This window comes from Photobacterium sp. SP02, assembly GCF_038519165.1.
Taxonomy (GTDB): Bacteria; Pseudomonadota; Gammaproteobacteria; order Enterobacterales; family Vibrionaceae; genus Photobacterium; species Photobacterium halotolerans.
Genome location: NZ_JASJOJ010000056.1, coordinates 1 through 20649 on the forward strand (window position 1 = coordinate 1; position 20649 = coordinate 20649).

Genomic DNA, 20649 nt, shown 5'->3' on the forward strand with positions numbered 1-20649 from the left:
AGAAGTGGACGCATCCGGTACAGAACTGGAATCTGACGTTATCCCAATTGAGCCTCCACTTCCCGAACAGGGTCGATCAATATGTGGATCTGTGACTTATGCTGACACAGAACTATGAACACCCTCTGGACAGGGAAACCATGCGTCAGACCGTTTTTGAATACATTGAAGTTGATTACAACAAAACCAGAAGGCATAGTTCGCTTGGCTATCTCAGCCCTGAGAATTTTGAACTGAAGAACAGTGCTTAGCTAAGTGTCCAGAGTTAGTGGATCAGATCACTTAGTATGACAATTGTGTATTTAATAGAGGCGAGAAGAGACGTGCAATGGGATAGTAATGTAAAGCTGTTTAGTTCTGCTTCTCTTGGTCATACTGTTACGGCACTAAAGAGACTGAGAGAGCAAGTTGGGAATTTTGTGATTCAACGTTTTTGTCATTTTGATTCTAGTGATATTAATCCAGCTAAATCATTAAAAGGTCCTATAACTGTTTTCATAGCCTGGGCATTACCTGCTTTCATTTTTGTTTTGTGGGCGAGTACTTATTATCCTGAAGTTAAGTTGTATCATGATGCAATTACTGAAGGGATAGGGCCTAATCTTTGGAATGTAATCGGATCATTTGGCTTCTTTACTTTTGGTATAGCGATGATTTTTTCAAATCACACCGGACCTGCTTTGGTAGCAGATAAAATTTTGTCTAATGCATACGCTATAGGTTGTTTGAACTTTGGCCTTTTGAGTGGCCAATGGTGTTTCCTTCTTTCAACAGAGGATTTGATTTGGTGGCAGCGGGGATTGTTCGGTGTTACATCAGGGCTTTTAATGGTTATAGTCTTTTTCTACAACTTTATTCTCTGGTACCTAAGCTTTTTAGTTAAAAATGAACATACGGGGAAATCCGTGTTTTTGACCAAACTTGGTCAAGTCCATTTGGGCTGGAGAGTTTCAATTGGGCTCACGTTTAACCTCATTATTTCGTTGATATTTCTTATGGAAAGCTAAGCAGTATGTTGTGTTTAAGTATATGGTGCTACTGTCAGATCAAAGTGGACATTATGACTTAGTCATTATCCTGGATAGGAGCAGTCATCGGTGACAGCTCAATGCAACTCCCGCTTGGGAGATGCATTGAAGGTTAGATTAATACTTGGCAATGAGTTCTTTAATGACAGGATCAATGCCAGCAATGATGTCCATTGCTTCTCGGACTGATTTGCCACCAGGTGCACATGAATCAGGGTTTGCACCATATTCCAAGAGTATTTTGACCACATTGTACTCAAACGGATGACTGTTAAATGCCATATCTAAAGCGTTCTGAGAGTCATTTCCTCTATGTTCAATAGCTTCATTTGCTCCATTTTCAAGCAAAATCCGAATGACCTGGACGTTACGTTGCCGAACGGCATAAATAAGAGGTGTATAACCATAGTTGTCTATTGCGTTGACATCTAAGCCTTGATCAATGAGGAACTGAATTGATTCTGGTGGCGTGTCCTCTGTATCAGCTGCTTTATGAAGATAAGTCCATTTGTCATTTGCAGTAACATGATGAATATTTTCACCTTGTTCCATCAGTAGTTTCACAGTGTCTATTTCACCATCCACAATGGCTTCGTAAAGTTCATCACTCATTGTTGATTCTTCTTGTTCATAAAACGCTCTATACCCCGGGTAATTTGCTCGATGTCATTATATTCGAGTTTCACGCAAAATCGCGTTCGTTCTTCTTGCAAGGCGCAGGCGACAAAAAGATCCAATAGCATAAGTCATAAGTAGGTTGAGAGCGCTGCGTCCAGTCAGGACATCTCCAACGAAGCTTCCCGTGAAGAAAAACAGGGGGTCACAAACGTATTGAACAACTGAGCGACAGGAAAGATATTTTTTCTGACGGAAAAGTGAATTTCAGATTCGGGTTCAAACAGGCAAAGTTTGATACGGATCTGAAGGAGTAACCAGCCTGTCAGAATCACAGTCTATAGCGTGAAATTAACAGCAACAAAAGTGAGAAATAAGCCTGTTTTCTGACAATGCCCGATGGCGTTGTGAATTATTCATATTCACGACTTCATGTTTCAATTCATCCTTATTGGGGAAAACTCATTGTCGGCAAAGAAAGGGGATGATAAATTCCAGAAACCTTGTTTAACGTTTCCTTATATACGGTCGCAAGATGTGACTGGTTTCCTGAAATAAATTTAAATTGATAACTCTATAAATTAGTTGGTATGCATGACCATTCAAGAAATGATCTCGATATTGCTCTCTTTTCCAACGAATGTCTTTTTCGTTCCTTTTGTCATCTTTTTGGTCGTCATGCTGGTGGATCTGGTATTCAACATTGTTGAAAGTGTCGCACCGGATGTTGATCTGTTTGATGCGGAGAATATCCCGGGTGCGGGTTTGATTCTGCCGCCGATTCTGTCGAAAGTACCATTAATGGTGGCTTTGTGTGTCAGCTTCTTTGCCGGAACCATTGTCTCTTTTTATCTGGCACAAGCGCTGAATGCTGTCTCAGAAGCCGGTTGGATGATGATTGCCGAAGTCGTGTCGATTCCATTGACGGCTTATCTGGCTCTTTTCATTGCCGCCTGGTTGCTCAAACCTCTGGCACCATTGTTTGATAAAAAGAAAAGCTTTGCCAAGGTTGATTTTATTGGCCTGAAAGGCCGGGTTCACAGCAGTTTGGTGAACCAGAACCGGGGTGAAGTTGTTGTGCAGCATAACGGCAGCGAATTCTTACTTGATGTCCGGGTGATTGAGCCGGAGATGTCAATGGAATATGGCGATGAAGTGATCATCGTTTCTCAAAATAAAACAACAAAACATTATATAGTAGCGAAAAATAGCTAAGTATAAGGAGTTGGCTATGCAAATCTCTCCAAGCGTTATCTTTATTAGTGCTGGAGTCGGTATATTTTTACTGATTTTAATTTTTCTCACATCCAGATATAAAAAGGTTCGAGGGGAAGGTGATGCACTGATCGTCAATGGTCTGCATGCCACCCGTGCGTCTCTGACCGGTACCTTCGTCTGGCCGGTCATTAACCAGCACGAATATATGGATATCACACGTAAGAAGATTTCTGTGATTCGCAGCGGTCGTAAAGATCAGGAAGGCGAAGAGTACGAAGGTCTGCACTGCCGCGATAATATTCGTGCCGACCTGAAAGTGGATTTCTATATCGGTGTGAACCACGAAGAAGAAGATATCGTTCGTGTTGCGAAACTGTTTACTGCTCATGAAGCATCGAATATTGAACGCCTGAAAGAACATTTCCAGCCGAAGTTTTCTGAAGCACTGAAAACGGCCGTCAAACAGTTTGAATTTGAAGAACTGCTGACTAATCGTCGTACTTTCCGTGATGCTGTGGTTGAAGTGATCGGCAGCGAAATGGATGGCTTCAAAATCTATGACGTTGTAATCGATAAAATTGACCAGACTTCTTTGGACGCGCACAGCCCGGACAACATCCTGGACGTTGAAGGTATTCGCAAGATTTCCATGATCACCGCGCATAAGAATACCGAAACCAATGCGATTCGTCAGGACGAGCGCACAACCATCAAGAAGAAAAATGTTGAAGCGGAAGCCAACCGTTTGCAACTGGATAAGCAGGAGCAGGAAAGCATTGCTCGTGCGAAACGTGAAATTGATATTATCAAAGCGCAGGAAGAAGCCTTGTCTTCCGAGAAGCGTGAAGAATATGAACGCGTGACGCAGCTGGCGAAACTGGAAACCGAAGAAGAAGTTGCCAAGAAACGCGAAAGTGTTCAGATGGAAGTCGAAATGACGCGCATCACCAATCAGCGTCAGGTGGCAATCCAGCAGGAAGAGCTGAACCGCGCAGTTGAAACGGAGAAAGTCCGTACCGCAACGGAAGTGGCAGAGAAAGAAATGCATAAAGAGACCACAGTGGAAGAGTCTCTGAAAGCTGTGGCGGAAATGCGTTCTCAACGTGTTGAAATTGAACGTAAGATTGCTCGCGAAGAGGAAGAAACGGAGAACCTGCGTGTTCATGAACAAGTGAACCGTCAGAAACGTGTCACTCTGACTGAAGCCGAAGCGATTGCAGAAGCGAAACAGCTGGAACTGCTGGTTGCTGCCCGTGCAGAGAAAGACGCTGCCCGCGAGAAAGCGGAACGTCTGCTGATTGAAAATGACGCTGCGCTGAAGGTTAAGACCCGTGATGCCGAAAACGCACTGGCTGTGAAGACCCGTGAAGCAGAAGCTGACCAGATCGTAGCGACCAAGCGTGCTGAAGCTGAATTTATCGCGAAAGAGCGTGAAGCTGCAGCGAAAGAGCGTATGGCGAAAGCTGAGAAAGAAGTGATCAGCTCAACGGGTCTGGCCGAAATTGAAGTGGAACGCGAGCGTGCGCTGGCGATCCGTGAAGTGGGTGAAGCGGAAGCTTTTGCACTGCAGAGTGCGGGTGAAGCGGAAGCGCAGGCATTGCGTGCGAAAGGTCTGGCGGAAGCCGAAGCGCAGACTGCTCGCTTCGAAGCGGCTCAACAGTACGATGAGCACACACGTGAGCATGATAAGTGGGTGATGAAGCTGCAGCAGGATAAAGAGCTGGAAATCGCACGTATCGACGCGCAGAAATCTGTGGTGGGCGAGAACGCGAAAGCGCTGGCTCAGGCCCTGTCTCAGGCTGATATCAAGCTGTTCGGTGGCGAAGGTATGGAGCAAATCCGTCGTACCATTATGGATGCCGCTTCAATGGATGCAAAATTTGCAGAATCTAAAGTCCTGAATCCGCTGGTTTCTGAATATGTTGAAGGCCTGCGCAGCATGCCTCAGGACATTAAAGACATCCTGGAAAACACAGATCTGAAAAGCAGCGACCTGAGTAACGTCGCGCTGGCCGGTCTGCTGAATTCACAGGGCGGTGCATCAGAATTGCTGAAGAAAATTCAAAGCACCCTGAGCACTCACTCAGAAGACAAACTGTAATTTACGTTAATCATCCCACGCTTCCCGCCTCTTATGAGGCGGGATTTATTAGGTAATTGCATGTCCGAAACAACTCAACAAGCGGTGAGCGAGGGTGGGGCGTACGAAATACTGAAATCCCGTCTATTTCAGCAAGGTAAACAGCTCAAGTCCCTGTCTCAAACCTTTAATCAGAATCGTCAGACAATCTTTGGCGGCCAAGAAAGCCAACTGGTCGGTAAAGCGAATGTCCAGACACAAGCCCGCTCCATTCCCATTGATATGGCGCAGGTCAATCAGCAGCTTCTCTTCGGTTATCAGGTACATGTCGGCCTGAAATCCGCTCCGTCCCTACAGGATGTCTTTGGTTTATATCAATTACACGAACAGGACGGCACGTTCCGCATTGAACCTTTGCCGCTGGAAAACAGTTTTCTGACGGATGCCCGTTTTCTGCACGAATTCACTGAACTTTTTACTTACTACAGCGATGCCCGCCTGACACAGATCTCGCGTCAGGAAAGCATTCTGTACATTGCCTTCCAGATTGGGATGCGCCCGGAAGACCGCAAAGTCTTCCGTTTCCAGCTCAATGCAAACTCAATTGAATATATTGACTCGCTGGGTAACAAACAGCTGGAAAACGTTCAGCAGCATGACTTTGACTGGATTGCCACAACCCGTGACGATCAGATTGCTGGTGCTCATCCGCATGTGTCGATCCGCGACAAGTTGTTTGTTGAATGCATTGGCGGCGATCTGACCATCAAGGTGGAAGACAACACGGATGACGGTAGAGGGATCTACAGTGAATCGGTCGACGACCCGCACCAGAGTGTTGCCGATGCTGTCATTGAATATGCCTTCATTGGTGAGCTGATCGCGTTAAAAATCAAACCGCACCGAGAAAAGCACTCGCGCTATTTTATATATAACCCGATCAATCAGTCAGTTGCCCGGGCTGATGCGTTAGGGCTGAGTGCCAAAGCGCTGCCGGAAGATCATGGTGTGCTTTACTCTCACGGTTTTGTGCTGGCAAACGGCGAAAGCAAGCAGTTTGACATGCCGTGGCAGCATCTGAAGTTCTTCCAGAAAATTGCCTCACCCAACGGTGAAGATATCCTGTATTTCTTCTTCAACATGCTCGAAGGCCATTACGTTGGCTTTACCTATAACATGATTGAGAAGAAGTTTGCGGCGCCTCTGGAGAGCCACGGATTCAGCCTCTATCCCGACGGCCGGATGCTGGTATTCCAGCTGTCTGAAAATGCGGAAGCGTCAACCATTCACCCGCTGCGAATCTGGGACACGCCGTTTTCTACCCCGGAACACTATGCCGCGCAGAATGGCAATGCTGACAACACCAGCCCGCTGTTTAATCTGGGCAATGCTGAACTGGTTCGTGCGCTGTCATCCGTGTTGTCTATCTGCCAGCTGGCTCAGACGGAAGAAGTTACTCAGGCTGCTTTTGAAGTGCTGCTGAAAGAGTGCCAGACCACATTGGATCACTATCACTGGCTGAATCATCATTATGCGCTGGGCATGGGTGAGGTGATTAACAGTCTGATGGACACGGCAAACAAGATCATTGATGAGTTTGCCAAAGTTCTTCAGATGCAGCGTCACGCTGAAGAGAGCCTGGCTGAGCATCAGCAGGTCGTAACCAACCTGATTGCGAAGGTCAAACTGGCCCCCAAAGAGCAGGCAAATGTCCTGTTATCCCTGCTGTCAGAGCTGAAAGCGCAGGTGGGTGCCACCATGGCGCTGCGTCAGCAGCATTATATGGATAGCGACAGTGTTGATGCTTTACTTGATAACCTGCAGCAGCACCGCGAGCAGTTGAACCAGCAGTTGCTGGCATTGTTACAGGAAGAAAAGGCGTATCAGCCGTTTAAGCAACAGATTCACGAGATAGAAACTTCGCTGGTGGATGTCAGCAAGACCGCAGACATTCAGGCGCTTCAGCAGCAGGTTGACACGCTGCGTGCAGACTTGCAGCTGGTGTCGGAAGAAGTCACTGACATTGAAACCGATGATCCGACCCAGTCGACCCGGATTCTGGATCTGACCACTGAAGTCTCGTCGTTGCTGAATGCGGTCTCGGCCAGGCTGAGAAATAAATCACAGAGCCTGCAAAGTAACGAGGCTCAGGCCGAGTTCAGTGCCCAGTTCAAACTGCTGGGCCAGTCGGTCAGCAGCGCGATGGAGCAGGCGACCTCACCGGATGAGTGTGATACGCAATTGGCGAAGCTGGTGGGTCAGCTGGACAAACTGGAGTCCCGTTTTGCGGATTTCGATCAGTTTCTGGTGGAGATATACGCCAAGCGCGATGAGATTCAGTCGACGCTGGACAATCACAAACAACAGCTGATTGCAGCGCAGCAGCGCCGGGTACAGAACCTGATGCAGGCTGCCAATGTCACCATGGGCAGCGTCGAAAAGCGGGTATCCCGCTTTGATGATGTGAAAGCCCTGAACAGTTATTTCGCCACCGACGCCATGGTGCTCAAACTGCATCAGCTGTCGCAGTCGATTCGTGATCTGGGCGACAGCGTCAAGGCGGACAGTCTGGATGCTAAGCTCAAATCGCTGCAAGACCAGTCGCTGCGCCCGCTTCGCGATAATCAGGATATCTTCGAAGATGGCGGCAAAGTACTGCGACTGGGTCGTCACAAGTTCAGTGTCAACCAGCAGGCGCTTGATCTGAGTCTGGTGGAGCATAACAAACAGCTTTGCACCCATATTTCCGGTACCGATTTTTATCAGCCCATTGAAGATGAAACCTTCCTGTCGCTGCAGCAAATCGCGCGCCTTGATGTGTCGTCTGAAAGTGAGGCGGTTTATCGCGGTGAATACCTGGCGTACCTGATGCTGCACAGTGCGATGAACAAAGCCGATGATCTGTCGCTTGCTCAGCTTTATCAGGCTGGCCGTGACAAATCCTTGCTGCCGCTGGTTCAGCATTTTTCTGCGCCGCGCTACAAAGAAGGGTATGTCAAAGGGATCCACGATCACGATGCCGCTCTGATTTTGCAGGATGTGCTGCCGACCTTTGAACAGGCCGGATTGCTGCGATTCAGCCAGCGTGCGCGGGCCAATGCGTTGTTGTGGCTGATGATGCAGGAGGAAACGGAACTGCATCGCTGGCAGGAAAAAGCGAAAAATGCACAGCTGCTGAAAGAGCATCTGAATTCCGCTGATGCATTCTTGTCGCTGCAGCACACTCTGGCCGAGTCGGTGCAGGGTCAGGCTGCTATGGAAAGCAGCGATTATCTGATTCGGCTACTGGCAGGAACGGATGTGCGGATTGAAGTCAGTCAAGATGGCTTTGAACTGAGTGAAGATTACCTGCAATTTCGTCGCAGTCTGGGCTGGAACGGCGAGCAACAGGCGCTGGATGTCGCCTTTGCCGATCATCAGCAATGGCTGAGTGCTTACACCGCTCAGAAGCAATATGGTGAGGCGTTTGTGGTCGAAGCCGCTGCGATTGCGGTATGCAAAACCCATTCAGACCGCTTGCTGAGTCCGGTGGACTTCTCTCTGGCTTGCCCTGTGCAGGGACTGCTGGGCGAGCACGACCGGGTTGAAGGCGGCACATTAACCCTGGTACTGGATGATTTCATCCAGCGCTGTGAACATCACCGCAGCGAAGTGGTTCCTCAGTTTGAGGCTTATCTGAGTCAGCGGACGGCATTACTGAATCAGGCAAAAGATCAATTCAGGCTGAGCGAGTTTAAACCGCGGCCGCTGACCTCTTTCGTTCGCAACAAGCTGATCAGCGACAGCTACCTGCACCTGATTGGCGACAACTTTGCCAAGCAGATGGGCACAGTCGGCGACAAGAAGCGGACGGATCTGATGGGGATGCTGCTGCTGATTTCTCCGCCTGGCTACGGTAAAACAACCCTGATCGAATACGTGGCGCATAAGCTGGGACTGGTCTTTATGAAGGTCAACGGCCCGTCGATTGGCCATCAGGTCACCTCGCTGGATCCGGCCGATGCGCAGGATCAGAACTCTGCGCGTGAAATTGAGAAGATCAATCTGGCCTTCGAAATGGGCAACAACGTGTTGTTGTATCTGGATGATATTCAGCACACCAGCCCTGAACTGCTGCAGAAATTCATCTCGCTCTGTGACGGTACCCGACGGATTGAAGGAACCTGGCAGGGGAAAACCAAAACCTATGATATGCGCGGCAAGAAATTCGCTGTGGTCATGGCCGGGAACCCGTATACCGAAACCGGTGAAGCGTTCCGGATTCCGGACATGCTGGCCAACCGGGCCGATATCTATAACCTGGGTGACATGCTGTCGGATCAGCAATATGCGTTTGAGCTGAGCTTTATTGAGAACTCACTCACCTCTAATCCGGTTCTGGCGCCACTGGCAACCCGCGATCTGAATGATCTGTACCGTTTTGTCAAAATGGCACAGGGGGACGGCGTTGCGCTGAGCGATATGTCGCACTCGTATTCATCAACCGAAGCCAACGAAATTGTGGCGACGCTGCAAAAACTGATGCTGGTTCAGCAGACGGTTCTGAAGGTGAATCAGCAGTACATCCTGTCGGCGGCCACGGCTGATGACTATCGCGTTGAGCCGCCGTTTAAGCTGCAGGGTTCTTACCGGAACATGAACAAGCTGTCTGAGAAAATCGCTTCGGTGATGACGGATGATGAGCTCAATACCTTGCTTCAGGATCACTATCAGGGTGAAGCGCAAACGCTGGCCAATGGCACAGAAGAAAACCTGCTTAAACTGGCAGAGCTGCGCGGCAATATGAGCGCTGAACAGAAAGCCCGCTGGGAAGACATTAAACAAGCCTATCAGCGCAAGCAAATGATGGGTGATGAAAGTGACCGTGCCGGACAAGTCGTTCAGCAATTAGCGATGCTGAATCAGCATGTTGCGCGGTTCGCTCAGCCTGTAAAACCGGAGGATTTGCAATGAATCAGCAACAGTGGCTCGACTGGCTGAAAGCGTCGCTTGAAGATGGCCGGCTGGACGACAGCGAGCGCCGAGATTTACAGGCATCGCTGGTCGAGGTCGGTTTATCGGATGATGATCGTGCTTTTTTGCGCAACCAGAGCTTCAAACTGGCGCAACAAGCCATACAGGAAGGGACAGAGTCCCTTGCTGTACTTCGCTGGCTGGAACGGGTAGTGAAAGTGCTTGATAACACTCGCAGCTCTGCCATTGCAGAAGTCGCGACCAGTTGGTTTTCACCGGGGCGTGACTGTGCGGGCGGCATCATTGAGCAACTGCGACAGGTGCGCAGTAAAGTGGATATTTGTGTCTTTACGATTGCGGATGATGAACTGACCAAACACATTCTGGCGGCCCATGAACGCGGCGTGCAAGTGCGGGTGATTACCGATAACGACAAACTCAATGACACTGGCAGTGACATTGATTATCTGGCTCGTAAAGGCGTCGCCGTTAAAATTGATACCACGGCTTATCATATGCATCATAAGTTTGCCGTATTTGATGGCACCCGGCTCATCAACGGCAGTTTCAACTGGACACGCAGTGCGTCCAGATACAATCAGGAAGACATTACGCTGACGGATGACCGCCGTTTTCTGACAGCGTTCGAGCAGCAGTTCGAAGATCTGTGGCAGCGTTTTCCTTGTCATCAGCCGAGTTAAGGAGAGCCCAGATGAATGACATTGTGAACCCTGAGCCGCAACCTGTCCGCTCAGCCAGTCCGGCAGACTTGTCGGAGTTGGAAGTGACACCCGAAATCGTTGCCTTGTCTGACAGCTTTGATCCTTTCGACGCTGTGGCAACCATCACTTTCGGTAAAGAAGCGCTGGAAAAAATCACCGCGTTTTCTGATAACGTGCTGGAGCAGGTTCGGCTCCGTGATACCGGGGATGCCGGAGAAATCCTGCAATCTATGGTGGAGTCGATGGACAGCGCCGCGTTTGACCGCCTCAAAGGCAATAGCTTTCTGGCGAACCTGCCGCTGATTGGCGAGCTGTTTGATTCCTTCAAGAAGTTCTCCCGCAGCTTTGATTCGGTCAAGCGACAGCTTGAGCAGCTGTCGCAGCAGTTGGAAGCGCAGGAAGTGAAACTGGCGCACGATATCACGCAATTGGATGGCCTGTACGATAACAACCTTGAACTGCTTAAAGGTTTGGAACACTTCATTGCCGCGGGTAAATACAAACTCAGTCAGTTGAACACGGATGTATTACCTGCCTTGCACGCGGCCTCTGTTCAATCCGGCGATGCGCTGGAAGCACAGAAATACCGTGACGCCAGTCAGGCAGTCGCGCGACTGGAAAAACGGGTTCATAACCTGGAGCTCACCCGGCTTGCTGCCGTACAGACGGCACCACAGATTCGTTTGTCGCAGGAAGGCAATAAAATGTTGATGGAAGATATTCAGGATATCGTCCACAACACTTTCCCGCTGTGGAAACGTCAGTTCCTGATTGCGATTTCCAACTACGAGAAAGAAAAGGCGTTGAGAGTCACCCGGACGGTGAAGGATTACACCAACAAACAGTACGTGAAAAACGCGGAACACCTGAAAGTGCTGGAAGAGCAAATTGCTGAAAACTACCAGCGCGGCATTCTGGATCTTGAATCCCTGCAGGCGGTAAACCAATTGACGATTGAAACGCTGAACAACACGTTATCCCGCGTCAAAGAAGGTCGTCAGCAACGCGAACAGGCCGAAAAAGTCATTGCGAAAGCCGAGCAAGAGCTGAAAGTGGCCTTGCAGCAAACGCTTGAATGATGCTGTTGGGCTGCATCATAGGCGGGCATTAATCAGAACGGCAGTGAACACTGCCGTTTTTTATGGTCGGAGTATTTGAACACAAACCGAAAAAGGCATACTCATTGTTCAGTTTCGCCATTCAATCCGTTTTGCCACAACTAAATTGATAGCGACTAACGGGCTCGCAATTTCCGTAGTGCTGCCAGACCAACTACTACCTCAGCCAATGTATATGCTGTGATCTGTACTGTATAATTTACTGAAATAGGATGAAACTTTCAGATGCTGGCTTATTGAATGCCGTATTTATTATTCTAGGTCAGTATGTGAAATTTGATGTTAATATTAAATTTCCTTTGTTTTCAGTTTCTTGATTATTTTGTGCTGCATGTCATGGAATTTATGAAAGATTAAAATTTTTTCATGGTTGTTCTTGTTTTAATAATGATTAAAGGCGGAAATAACTAATTAAATTAGAGAGTAATGGTAACTTTGCAGAATAGCAGTAAATATGTCGGTGAAAATATTCACATCTAATATTGTGATTGATCTGGACATAATAAGTCCATGCACTATGTTTGTTATGCGACTGTATGGATATTGTTGTTGCAAGAGTCCTAAGTAAGGCTTGTTTGAATCATTTTTATGATTCTGTTGAGCTTGTTTTTTTGAGGACGCTGGATTGAACAAACTATTGACAGTTCGAACAGATTACGACATTAAATTGGAGAAGAACATGACTGCTATAAAAACCATTGATGGTATAAAATTCTTAGAAACGCCTGCTTCAAGCGACGGTTCTTGGATTCACACTGAAGGTAGTGATTACATTTTTTATTTTAAATTTAATTCATGGACAGACACGCAGAATAAAATCATGGCAAACGCATTCTTGAGTGCATTAAGCCTGCCGAATAAGATAAAACAGGCAGTGAAAGATACGAGCGGACAATCAGTACTGGACGGTTTGTATACTCAAGACGAAGCTGCGATGACAAAAGCAATGAACAATGTGAACGGCATGGCCCAAACGAGTTCAAACCTTGCAAATCTTTCTGGTAACGGGACTATCAGAGATGCCAATGAGAGCTTTTTTCAGAGTGTTCTGTCTGGTGTGGGTGGCAGTGTCAACCCCATGATGGATTACCTGAACAATGCAATGGCTGGCACTCAGGCTGCGGCAGGAAATGATAATAAAGCGAAACATTTTGGTACGACGATTACTCTCCTTGCTCTGACTCCTGGTTTGGATATTCCTGTTACAACAGTTATTTACGCTTATACCGAAGCGGAATCTGCCTCAGTTTTAATTAAGCATAAATGTAAAAGTGATGAGCAGAAATTCAGTTATAATGTCAATTACACAAAAGTGGGTTATTTATATCAGCCCTAAGCTTTTTTAAAAAGAGTGGTAGTACGACTTTTAAATCGTGTTAAATTTTTTATTTCGGATTAATTGTGCGCTCTTTATTCTGCTGTATCTGAGCGCATAGCCTTTATCTGGTCAAGCCATGCTTATTTGTATCAATCGTATTTGTGCCTGCATTGCGAGAGATAAATTGGAATTTTATCATGATGCTTACTTTCTGCAATACATCAAACCATAATAAAGCCACCTCATATTGTGGGTTAAAAGGGTAGAACAATGAATACATCAATAGCACATTGTGTTACTCCGGCTAATGGCGGGGTCTGGTTACACTCATGCTTCGAAAATTTGTTACTGGCATTTTTACCTGAAGGAACTTCTCCTGATAATGAATCTGCAGTCTTTTCCGCTTTCGAACAAGCGCAAAGGCTGTTTTCAGAAATTCAACAAACTCTGGGAAAAACAAATTATCTTGGCGGGGCGTATCTGGTTAGCGGTCCTGAAATGGTACGAGCCATGAATACGATAAAAGGAATGGGGCAGACTTCGTCACAAAATAAAACACCTTCCTATTCCGGTTCTCCCGCTTCGGTAAACTTGCAGTTCTTTCAGGATGTACTGCAAGAGCCAGGTCCAAAGCTGGAATATTTAAAAACGTACTTACTGAGAGAGATGAGAACAGTGCAAGGATATGTAAAACAAAGTGAAACTGAACACATTGGGATTTTGATGTGTGTGGTAGGACTAAATGCATTGATTGGGAAAACAGTGACAACATTTACATATGTGACAGCTACAGCACCAATGATAGAAAAATTTGAAGCTATCGACTGCGAAAGTGAATGTTTGAGTGAATTTCAATGCGCTTTCGATATGGTTACATTTAACTATTCATGATGATAAAGGTAAGTGTAAATAAATCAGTCAGTTAAAATTTTCCAGTGCTGGCACCCATTAAGCCTGGCGCCAGAAATCGCTTACAAATTCACCCCGGTTTGAACCGGGTTCCATTTTATTGCTCTTAGTTTCAGTGCAACTTTGACACCTTCCGTTACCATCATCTATAGGTCATACCTCTTACCAATAACGTATGGCTCATTATGAAAAAATTATTACTCTTCATGCTGTTACCTTTTACTGCTGCTGCGCAAAGTGGAGATGCGCCTGCTTCACAGCATCCTTTTGCTCAAGCTATGTCTCAATCCATGTCTCAGCCCATAACTCAGCCATTGTCGGCGGCGCAGATTGAGCAGGTGCAGGGCAGCAACACTTACACTTATGTCCGGTGCTGGTATCGTCCGGCGCAGACTCACGATGATCCTGCCACCACCTGGGAGTGGGCACTGGATGAAAAGGGCGACTATTACCAGCTGAATGGTTACTGGTGGTCATCCTGGTCGTTTAAGAACATGTTCTATACCCATACGCCGCAGTCAGAGATCAAAGCGCGCTGTGCAGAAACCCTGGGGGTCAGTCATGAAACGGCTGACATGACCTATTTTGCAGCTGATAACAGCCTGTCTTACAACCATTCCATCTGGACCAACGATCTGGCTGCCTCGATGGGCATCAATAAAGTGGTCGCCTTTGGTGACAGCTTGTCGGATACCGGCAACCTGTTCAACGCATCGCAGTGGGTTTTCCCGAACCGCAATTCCTGGTTCCTCGGCCATTTTTCTAACGGCTTTGTCTGGACGGAATATCTGGCAGAAAGCCTGAATCTGCCGCTGTATAACTGGGCAGTGGGCGGTGCAGCCGGTTCCAATCAGTATGTCGCTCTGACAGGGGTGACTGAGCAGGTGAACTCGTATCTGACGTACATGCAACTGGCTCAGAATTACTATCCGGCCAATACCCTGTTTACGCTGGAGTTCGGGCTGAATGATTTCATGAATTACGACCGCACGGTGGAAGAGGCCAAAGCAGATTACAGCACGGCCATGAAGCGCTTAACCGAATCGGGCGCCAAAAACATTTTGCTGATGACCTTGCCGGATGCCACCCGTGCGCCGCAGTTTAAGTACGCAACGCAGGCTGAGATCGACAAGGTGCAGGCGAAAATTCTGGCCTTCAACGCTTTTATTCAGGCCGAGGCAAAACGTTATCAGGAACAAGGCGTAAAGGTGGTGTTGTTTGATGCGCACCAACTGTTTGACCAGATCACTTCAAATCCTGCATCACATGGTTTTGCCAATGCCAAAGATGCCTGTCTGGATATCAATCGCAATTCCGCGACGGACTATCTGTACAGCCACAGCTTTACCGATGAATGTGCGTATCATGGTTCGGATAAGTATGTGTTCTGGGGGGTAACACACCCAACTACAGCAACCCATAAATACATCGCCAATGCCATGTATCTGCCGGTGATTTCCGCGTTTAACATCCAGCCTTAACGACATACTGGATCTTGGCAAGCAGGGCATTTGCCCTGCTTTTTCAGTGAAACGAAAGTGTCAGTGAAAACGAAAGCGGGACAACAGAAGCTGAATCTGAGTGCGCTCTATGCTTACCTGTTCAATAGAAAGCCATAGAAGGGTTTCAAATCGCCTATGGTAACAAGTCAAGCCCAGTCGGTTCTCACGAGAATATTTGTCAATCGGACGCATCTGAGGCAGTTAAAAGAAGATGTCGCATCTGAATGTCATTCGTATTGAGAAATATGAATAAATGAATAGCCTCATCCAGTCGCCTTCATTTTGATTAAGCTTCCTGGAAGCGGTTTTCTGAGTGGGTTATTTCAAGTCATTATTCAGCGTACAAGTGTCACGGTGAAGCACAGGAAAAATTGAATCGCATCGGCAGCGCATCGGTAGCACATTTAAAGTGACGCTGTCTTTTGAATTGTGGGGTTGGCATGGCAAAGCAAAAAAATAAATACGACGATATCGTCACCTGTAACTTGAGTGTCTGGCACAGGCCAGTTGGTTTGGTCTTTTTCCTGGCATCTGTTGTATTGATTGTAGTGTTTCCTTATTTTCCGGTGCAGTACCTGACGGCTTTACTGAGCCTATGGTCCGTATTACGAAAGAAAGAGATAGTGTGGCGGAAAAGGGAGCGTCAGTGGTCTTTTCGAGTTCGGCGATTTTTTCTGTGGCGCCAGACCAGCCATCCGATGACAGACCGCGATGCATTGATTCTGTATTACGAAAAGCCTGTTGAGGAAGAAAGAGATGGCACGATCATGACTCAATACGGCTGGTTTGAACTTGAGTTCGAACCACAAGCCAGTCGGTTTGATCCGGATAGTCAGTCTGAATATCAAACTGGCGCTCAATATCGATTAAAAAAATTCGCCCAAGATGCCAAAGCGCCTGAATTAACTGAGATGATGAAACAAATTATTGAGGTCTACCGTGCCAGCAATCTGGATGTCCGAATCGTCTTCGGATTGGAAGATCTGGATGAGGAAAGATATAGGGCTATCCAAACTGCGCTTGGCATTGATCCATCACGTGCCTCTTTTGAAGGTGCATTGCCTGCTACAGATAAGCGCCCCGATTATTATGAAATAAAGCGATACACACTGACGTCCAGTCAAATGAGAGATGAAACGGCATCGGCAGAACAGCGCAATGATGTTTGACGTATGGCAGACGAGATGAAAATAACAAAAAACACAGACGATAGTGTCATCTGCAACTTAAAGGTCTGGCATAAGCCGTTTGGCTGGTTTTGGACGGTTGTGTTCGCCATCTTCCTGCCTTTTGTGTCGCTTCACCCCTTGCAGGCTGCATTGGGTGTGCTGGGGCTATGGTCTGTGTTGCGAAAAAGAGAGATTCACTGGTGTGCCAACGAGGCGCAATGGGTCTACCGAACCCGAAACTTTTGGAAGTGGCGTGAAGTTCAATATGACATGACTGCGAATGATACGCTGACACTCATCTGGAGCATAACGGAATCCGATTCGTCGCACTTCAATCTGAGATTTATACCCAAATCGGCTCAGTTTCTTCAGCGTCATCGAATCATGGAGCATTTTACTGTAGAGATATTCCCGACGCAGACAGGCGAAGTTGAATTAACGGCAACGATGAAAAAAATCAGTCACATTTATCGCTCCTGCAATATCAGCCTGAACACCGGCGTTGAACTCGATGAGTTGAATGATAAAACAAGCAAAGCTATTCATGATGAACTTGGCATCGACTTTTTACCCACTCAATCTGATGAGAAGGTTGTGTTATTCAGTGATATTATCCGGCGTGAAAAGCAATGACGAATACAGATGTAATCTCTAGACTTCATTCAACCTGCTGTTACTGCATATCTGACGGGGGAGTGGGGTTCAGGACGGAACATCATTCCCCCGGTCTTTTCCCGAGGAAATGGTGCTCGGGACAGAATCATTTACTCCGGCTTTAATGTTGTTCTCACAAACACTTTGTTTTCGATGCAGAGAACTGCTTGGCGACACGAGCTGCATCTGCCGGCGCACCGATTGTTGCAACCGCCTGAACGCTTTGAATGCGTTGTGCGGCAGAGATGACCGCCCGGCCACCGAGGCTATGGCCGATCAGTAACGAAGGTGCCAAAGATTTTTCTTCCAGATATCTGGCCGCCGCGACTAAGTCTTCAACGTTCGATGACATTGAACGGTATCCAGTGGAAATCCATATAAAAACTCTGCCATGTACCTGCCGGTGATTTCCACGTTTAACATTCAGCCTTAACTCGATACTGGGCCCCAGCAAGCAGGGCATTTGTCCTGCTTTGTCATTGAAAAGGATGTGCAGTGAAGGGGACGTTCAGCGAAAGGGAAGAGATGCGGTACTCAGTACCAGTTCTCAGCCTGAGTCGGGTCAGTGATCCGACGTCAGGGCTTGCGTCGATTCACGCAACACCAGCTCTCCGCTATAGGTCTGGTGCCGCGTTGGGGCGTGCTGTTTATTGGCTAAGGCTATCGCCAGTGTCATGGCATCCTGAGTGAGCCGGACAATCGGCAAGGAGACGGTGGTCAGGCTTGGAATGGCGTAAGCGGCTGCTGGTTCGTTATCAATTCCCATCACTGAGACATCCTGCGGCACGCGCAGACCGTGATCGAACAAGGCACGAATGGCGCCGATTGCCATGTCATCGTTACAGGCAAAAATGGCACTGACGCTCTGCTGGTTGCTGAGAAAGTGTTCCACAGCCTGATAACCGCTCGCCAGAGTATTTTTCCCTTCGTAGACCCAGCCGGGCTGCATGGCTATCTGGTGTTGCTCCAGCATTTGCTGATACACCGCATAGCGGATCTGTCCGGTTTCGCTTGCCAGTGGGGAAGTAATGCAGGCAATGTGGCGATGGCCGAGAGACAGCAAATGTTGCATAGCAATCTCTGCCAGCTGGCGCTGATCCAAACCGAAACTGTGCAGGGTGTTATCTTCAAACTGACGGTTCAGGATGATCAAAGGTGGCAGTACGCTCTGCTGCAGAGCAGCCAGATCTGCGATGCTGAGATGGCGGCTGTAGAGCAATATCGCGTCGCAGCGCTGATTGGCTAAGGTGGCAACGGCTTCCCGCTCACCGCTGGCGGTGTTGCGGCTGTTGACCACCAACAGCTTTTTACTGGCCTGCTGAGTGCTTTGCTCGGCATGGTGCAGAATGCTGCCAAAATAGCTGCTCTGAAAGTGGGGCAGGATCAGGCCGATGGTATTGGAGGTATTGGTTGCCAGCGCCTGCGCCATTGCGTTGGGCTGATAGCCGAGAGCTTGCATGGCAGAAAGCACAGCGTCGCGGGTGGCGGCTTTTACCTGCCCGGTGCCGTTTAAAACACGTGACACTGTGGCTTTGGAATAGCCTGTTGCTTTACACACATCGTTTATGGTTGCCATTGCCTGTCCTCTTTATCATCCGGCCACGGGCAGTAAGCCGCGGCCGGATGGCGAGTGTAGCGAACTTTAGCTGTTGTTAGAATGCTTTATCCGTCGTTACAGGCTTTCACCCTTGGTGGCGATGACGTTCTGATACCAGAAGAAACTCTTTTTCTTCGACCGTGCCATGGTGCCACTGCCGTCATCATGCTTATCGACATAAATAAAGCCGTAGCGTTTCCGGTATTCCCCGGTAGTGAAAGACACGCAGTCGATGCAGCCCCACGGGGTGTATCCCATGACATCAACGCCCTCAATCGAAATGGCTTCTTTAACAGCCCGGATATGCGCACTCAGGTAATCAATCCGGTAGTCGTCATTGATCGAACCATCATCTTCGACCTGGTCAATGGCACCAAAGCCGTTTTCGACGATGAAGATAGGTTTCTGGTAGCGTTCGTACAGATCAGACAGCGCGACGCGCAGGCCATCGGGATCAATTTGCCAGCCCCAGTCAGAGGCCGGAAGGTAAGGGTTCAGCTTACTGTCTTCAAACAGGGAAGTGGTTTCGCCGTCTGGGTCTTTTTTCGTTGACACTATGTTGGTCATGTAATAGCTGATGGCCAGATAATCGGCGCAGCCTTCGCGCAAAATCGCCTCATCGCCTGCCTGCATCTCAACCGTGATGCCTTTGCGCTCCCACTCTTTGCGCAGATAGCTGGGATAATAGCCCCGTACCTGAACATCACTGAACAGGTATTTCTGACGCATTAGCTCTTGCGCCAGCAGCACGTCATCAGGGTGGCAGGTGGCCGGATAGAGCGGCATCATGTGAATCATGCTGCCGATTTTGAAATCCGGGTTGATGGCATGGCCCAGCTTCACCACTTTTGCACTGGCCAGAAACTGATGGTGCAACACCTGATACATCACCTGTTCCGGATTGTCATGATCGCTGTAGATCATGCCTGAGTTGCAGTAACCCCAGATAGGCAGTTTCCAGTTGCGCTGGTTATTGATTTCGTTGAAGGTGATCCAGTATTTCACCTTGTGTTTATAACGCTCCATCACGACCTGGCTGAAGGTCACGAAGAAGTCCACAACCTCACGGTTCAGCCAGCTGCCGTACTGTTTCACCAGATGGTTCGGCATCTCAAAGTGAGACAGGGTGATCACAGGCTCGATCCCGTGTTTGAGCAACTCATCAAACATATCGTCATAGAATTGCAGCCCGGCTTCATTGGGTTCTTTTTCATCGCCATTGGGAAAAATGCGTGTCCAGGCAATGGAAGTCCGGAAACATTTGAAGCCCATTTCGGCAAACAGCGCGATGTCTTCTTTGTACCTGTGATAGAAATCAACCGCTTCATGGTTGGGATAGAAGTGATCCGCTTCTACCGACTCGGTGATCACTCGCGGCACTTCATGGGCGCCTTTGGTCAGCACATCCACCACGCTGACGCCTTTGCCTCCCTGATCCCAGCCCCCTTCAACCTGATGGGCAGCCACTGCGCCGCCCCAGAGAAAATCAGTTGGAAAGCCTTGTTGTGACATCTGTACCCCCTTGTGTTGGCAAAACGATCTCAAGAACAATATTGGATCCTGAGCGAAGTGTAGATCATTCAATCTCAAAATGTAACCGGTTTCTGTAACCGGTTTCTTTTTTCCGTAATAGAGAAAGCATAGCGCTTGTGAGTCAGTAAATGGCTTTGGGGGAAGCGCTGGAGAGAAGGTTTTACCGGGCAGGCAGTCTGTCAGAAAGGGTAAATTGATTGGCTGACAGACTGCCTGAGCAAAGCACAGACGTT

15 protein-coding genes and 1 pseudogene are annotated in these 20649 nt (G+C 48.1%); 12 read left to right on the forward strand and 4 right to left on the reverse strand.

Going from position 1 to position 20649, the window contains the following annotated elements; translation table 11 throughout:
• Positions 1–125: 125 nt before the first annotated feature.
• A pseudogene (locus tag P0Y67_RS18260) lies at positions 126–251 on the forward strand (IS3 family transposase); the annotation flags it as partial.
• A 36-nt stretch (positions 252–287) separates the two neighbouring features.
• Positions 288–1007 (forward strand): hypothetical protein, encoded by a 720-nt coding sequence (locus P0Y67_RS18265; RefSeq protein WP_342393043.1) that lies wholly within the window; start codon positions 288–290, stop codon positions 1005–1007.
• A 138-nt stretch (positions 1008–1145) separates the two neighbouring features.
• Here P0Y67_RS18265 and P0Y67_RS18270 read toward each other — a convergent pair whose 3' ends face one another.
• Positions 1146–1640 (reverse strand): ankyrin repeat domain-containing protein, encoded by a 495-nt coding sequence (locus P0Y67_RS18270; protein WP_342393044.1) that lies wholly within the window; start codon positions 1638–1640, stop codon positions 1146–1148.
• Between the two features lie 597 nt (positions 1641–2237).
• On the opposite strand from P0Y67_RS18270, the gene P0Y67_RS18275 reads away from it, so the two are divergent.
• The 10 genes from P0Y67_RS18275 to P0Y67_RS18320 all read left to right on the forward strand — a co-directional run bounded on the left by P0Y67_RS18275 (position 2238) and on the right by P0Y67_RS18320 (position 17265).
• Positions 2238–2858: a DUF1449 domain-containing protein gene (locus P0Y67_RS18275; RefSeq protein ID WP_342393045.1), complete on the forward strand. Its 621-nt coding sequence runs from the start codon at positions 2238–2240 to the stop codon at positions 2856–2858.
• A 16-nt stretch (positions 2859–2874) separates the two neighbouring features.
• The gene (locus P0Y67_RS18280) at positions 2875–4962 is read left to right on the forward strand and encodes a peptidase (protein ID WP_342393046.1); all 2088 of its coding nucleotides are present in this window, start codon (positions 2875–2877) and stop codon (positions 4960–4962) included.
• A 60-nt stretch (positions 4963–5022) separates the two neighbouring features.
• Complete coding sequence (locus tag P0Y67_RS18285) at positions 5023–9894, forward strand: DNA repair ATPase (protein ID WP_342393047.1); 4872 nt, start codon at positions 5023–5025, stop codon at positions 9892–9894.
• Entirely contained in the window at positions 9891–10595 is a 705-nt protein-coding gene (locus P0Y67_RS18290; RefSeq protein ID WP_342393048.1) for a phospholipase D-like domain-containing protein, read from the forward strand. Before P0Y67_RS18285 ends, P0Y67_RS18290 begins: the two co-directional genes overlap by 4 nt.
• Positions 10596–10606: 11 nt before the next feature.
• Positions 10607–11695 carry a toxic anion resistance protein gene (locus tag P0Y67_RS18295; protein WP_342393049.1) on the forward strand — a complete coding sequence of 363 codons (1089 nt, stop codon included), beginning with the start codon at positions 10607–10609 and terminating at the stop codon, positions 11693–11695.
• Positions 11696–12413: 718 nt separating this feature from the next.
• On the forward strand, positions 12414–13070 hold the full coding sequence (locus P0Y67_RS18300; protein WP_342393050.1) for a hypothetical protein: 657 nt from the start codon (positions 12414–12416) through the stop codon (positions 13068–13070).
• A gap of 252 nt (positions 13071–13322) precedes the next feature.
• On the forward strand, positions 13323–13943 hold the full coding sequence (locus P0Y67_RS18305) for a hypothetical protein (protein WP_342393051.1): 621 nt from the start codon (positions 13323–13325) through the stop codon (positions 13941–13943).
• A gap of 308 nt (positions 13944–14251) precedes the next feature.
• Positions 14252–15442, forward strand: a complete 1191-nt coding sequence (locus tag P0Y67_RS18310; RefSeq protein WP_342393063.1) for an SGNH/GDSL hydrolase family protein — start codon at positions 14252–14254, stop codon at positions 15440–15442.
• 461 nt (positions 15443–15903) lie between these two features.
• Positions 15904–16632 carry a hypothetical protein gene (locus P0Y67_RS18315; RefSeq protein WP_342393052.1) on the forward strand — a complete coding sequence of 243 codons (729 nt, stop codon included), beginning with the start codon at positions 15904–15906 and terminating at the stop codon, positions 16630–16632.
• A 3-nt stretch (positions 16633–16635) separates the two neighbouring features.
• Positions 16636–17265: a hypothetical protein gene (locus P0Y67_RS18320; RefSeq protein ID WP_342393053.1), complete on the forward strand. Its 630-nt coding sequence runs from the start codon at positions 16636–16638 to the stop codon at positions 17263–17265.
• Between the two features lie 154 nt (positions 17266–17419).
• On the opposite strand, the gene P0Y67_RS18325 is transcribed toward P0Y67_RS18320, so the two are convergent.
• From P0Y67_RS18325 to P0Y67_RS18335, 3 genes are all read right to left on the reverse strand, one after another.
• Positions 17420–17638 carry a hypothetical protein gene (locus P0Y67_RS18325; protein ID WP_342393054.1) on the reverse strand — a complete coding sequence of 73 codons (219 nt, stop codon included), beginning with the start codon at positions 17636–17638 and terminating at the stop codon, positions 17420–17422.
• A 210-nt stretch (positions 17639–17848) separates the two neighbouring features.
• Positions 17849–18862, reverse strand: coding sequence for a LacI family DNA-binding transcriptional regulator (locus P0Y67_RS18330; protein WP_342393055.1), 1014 nt, complete (start codon positions 18860–18862; stop codon positions 17849–17851).
• 96 nt (positions 18863–18958) lie between these two features.
• Positions 18959–20395, reverse strand: coding sequence for a 6-phospho-beta-glucosidase (locus tag P0Y67_RS18335; RefSeq protein WP_342393056.1), 1437 nt, complete (start codon positions 20393–20395; stop codon positions 18959–18961).
• Between the last annotated feature and the right edge of the window lie 254 nt (positions 20396–20649).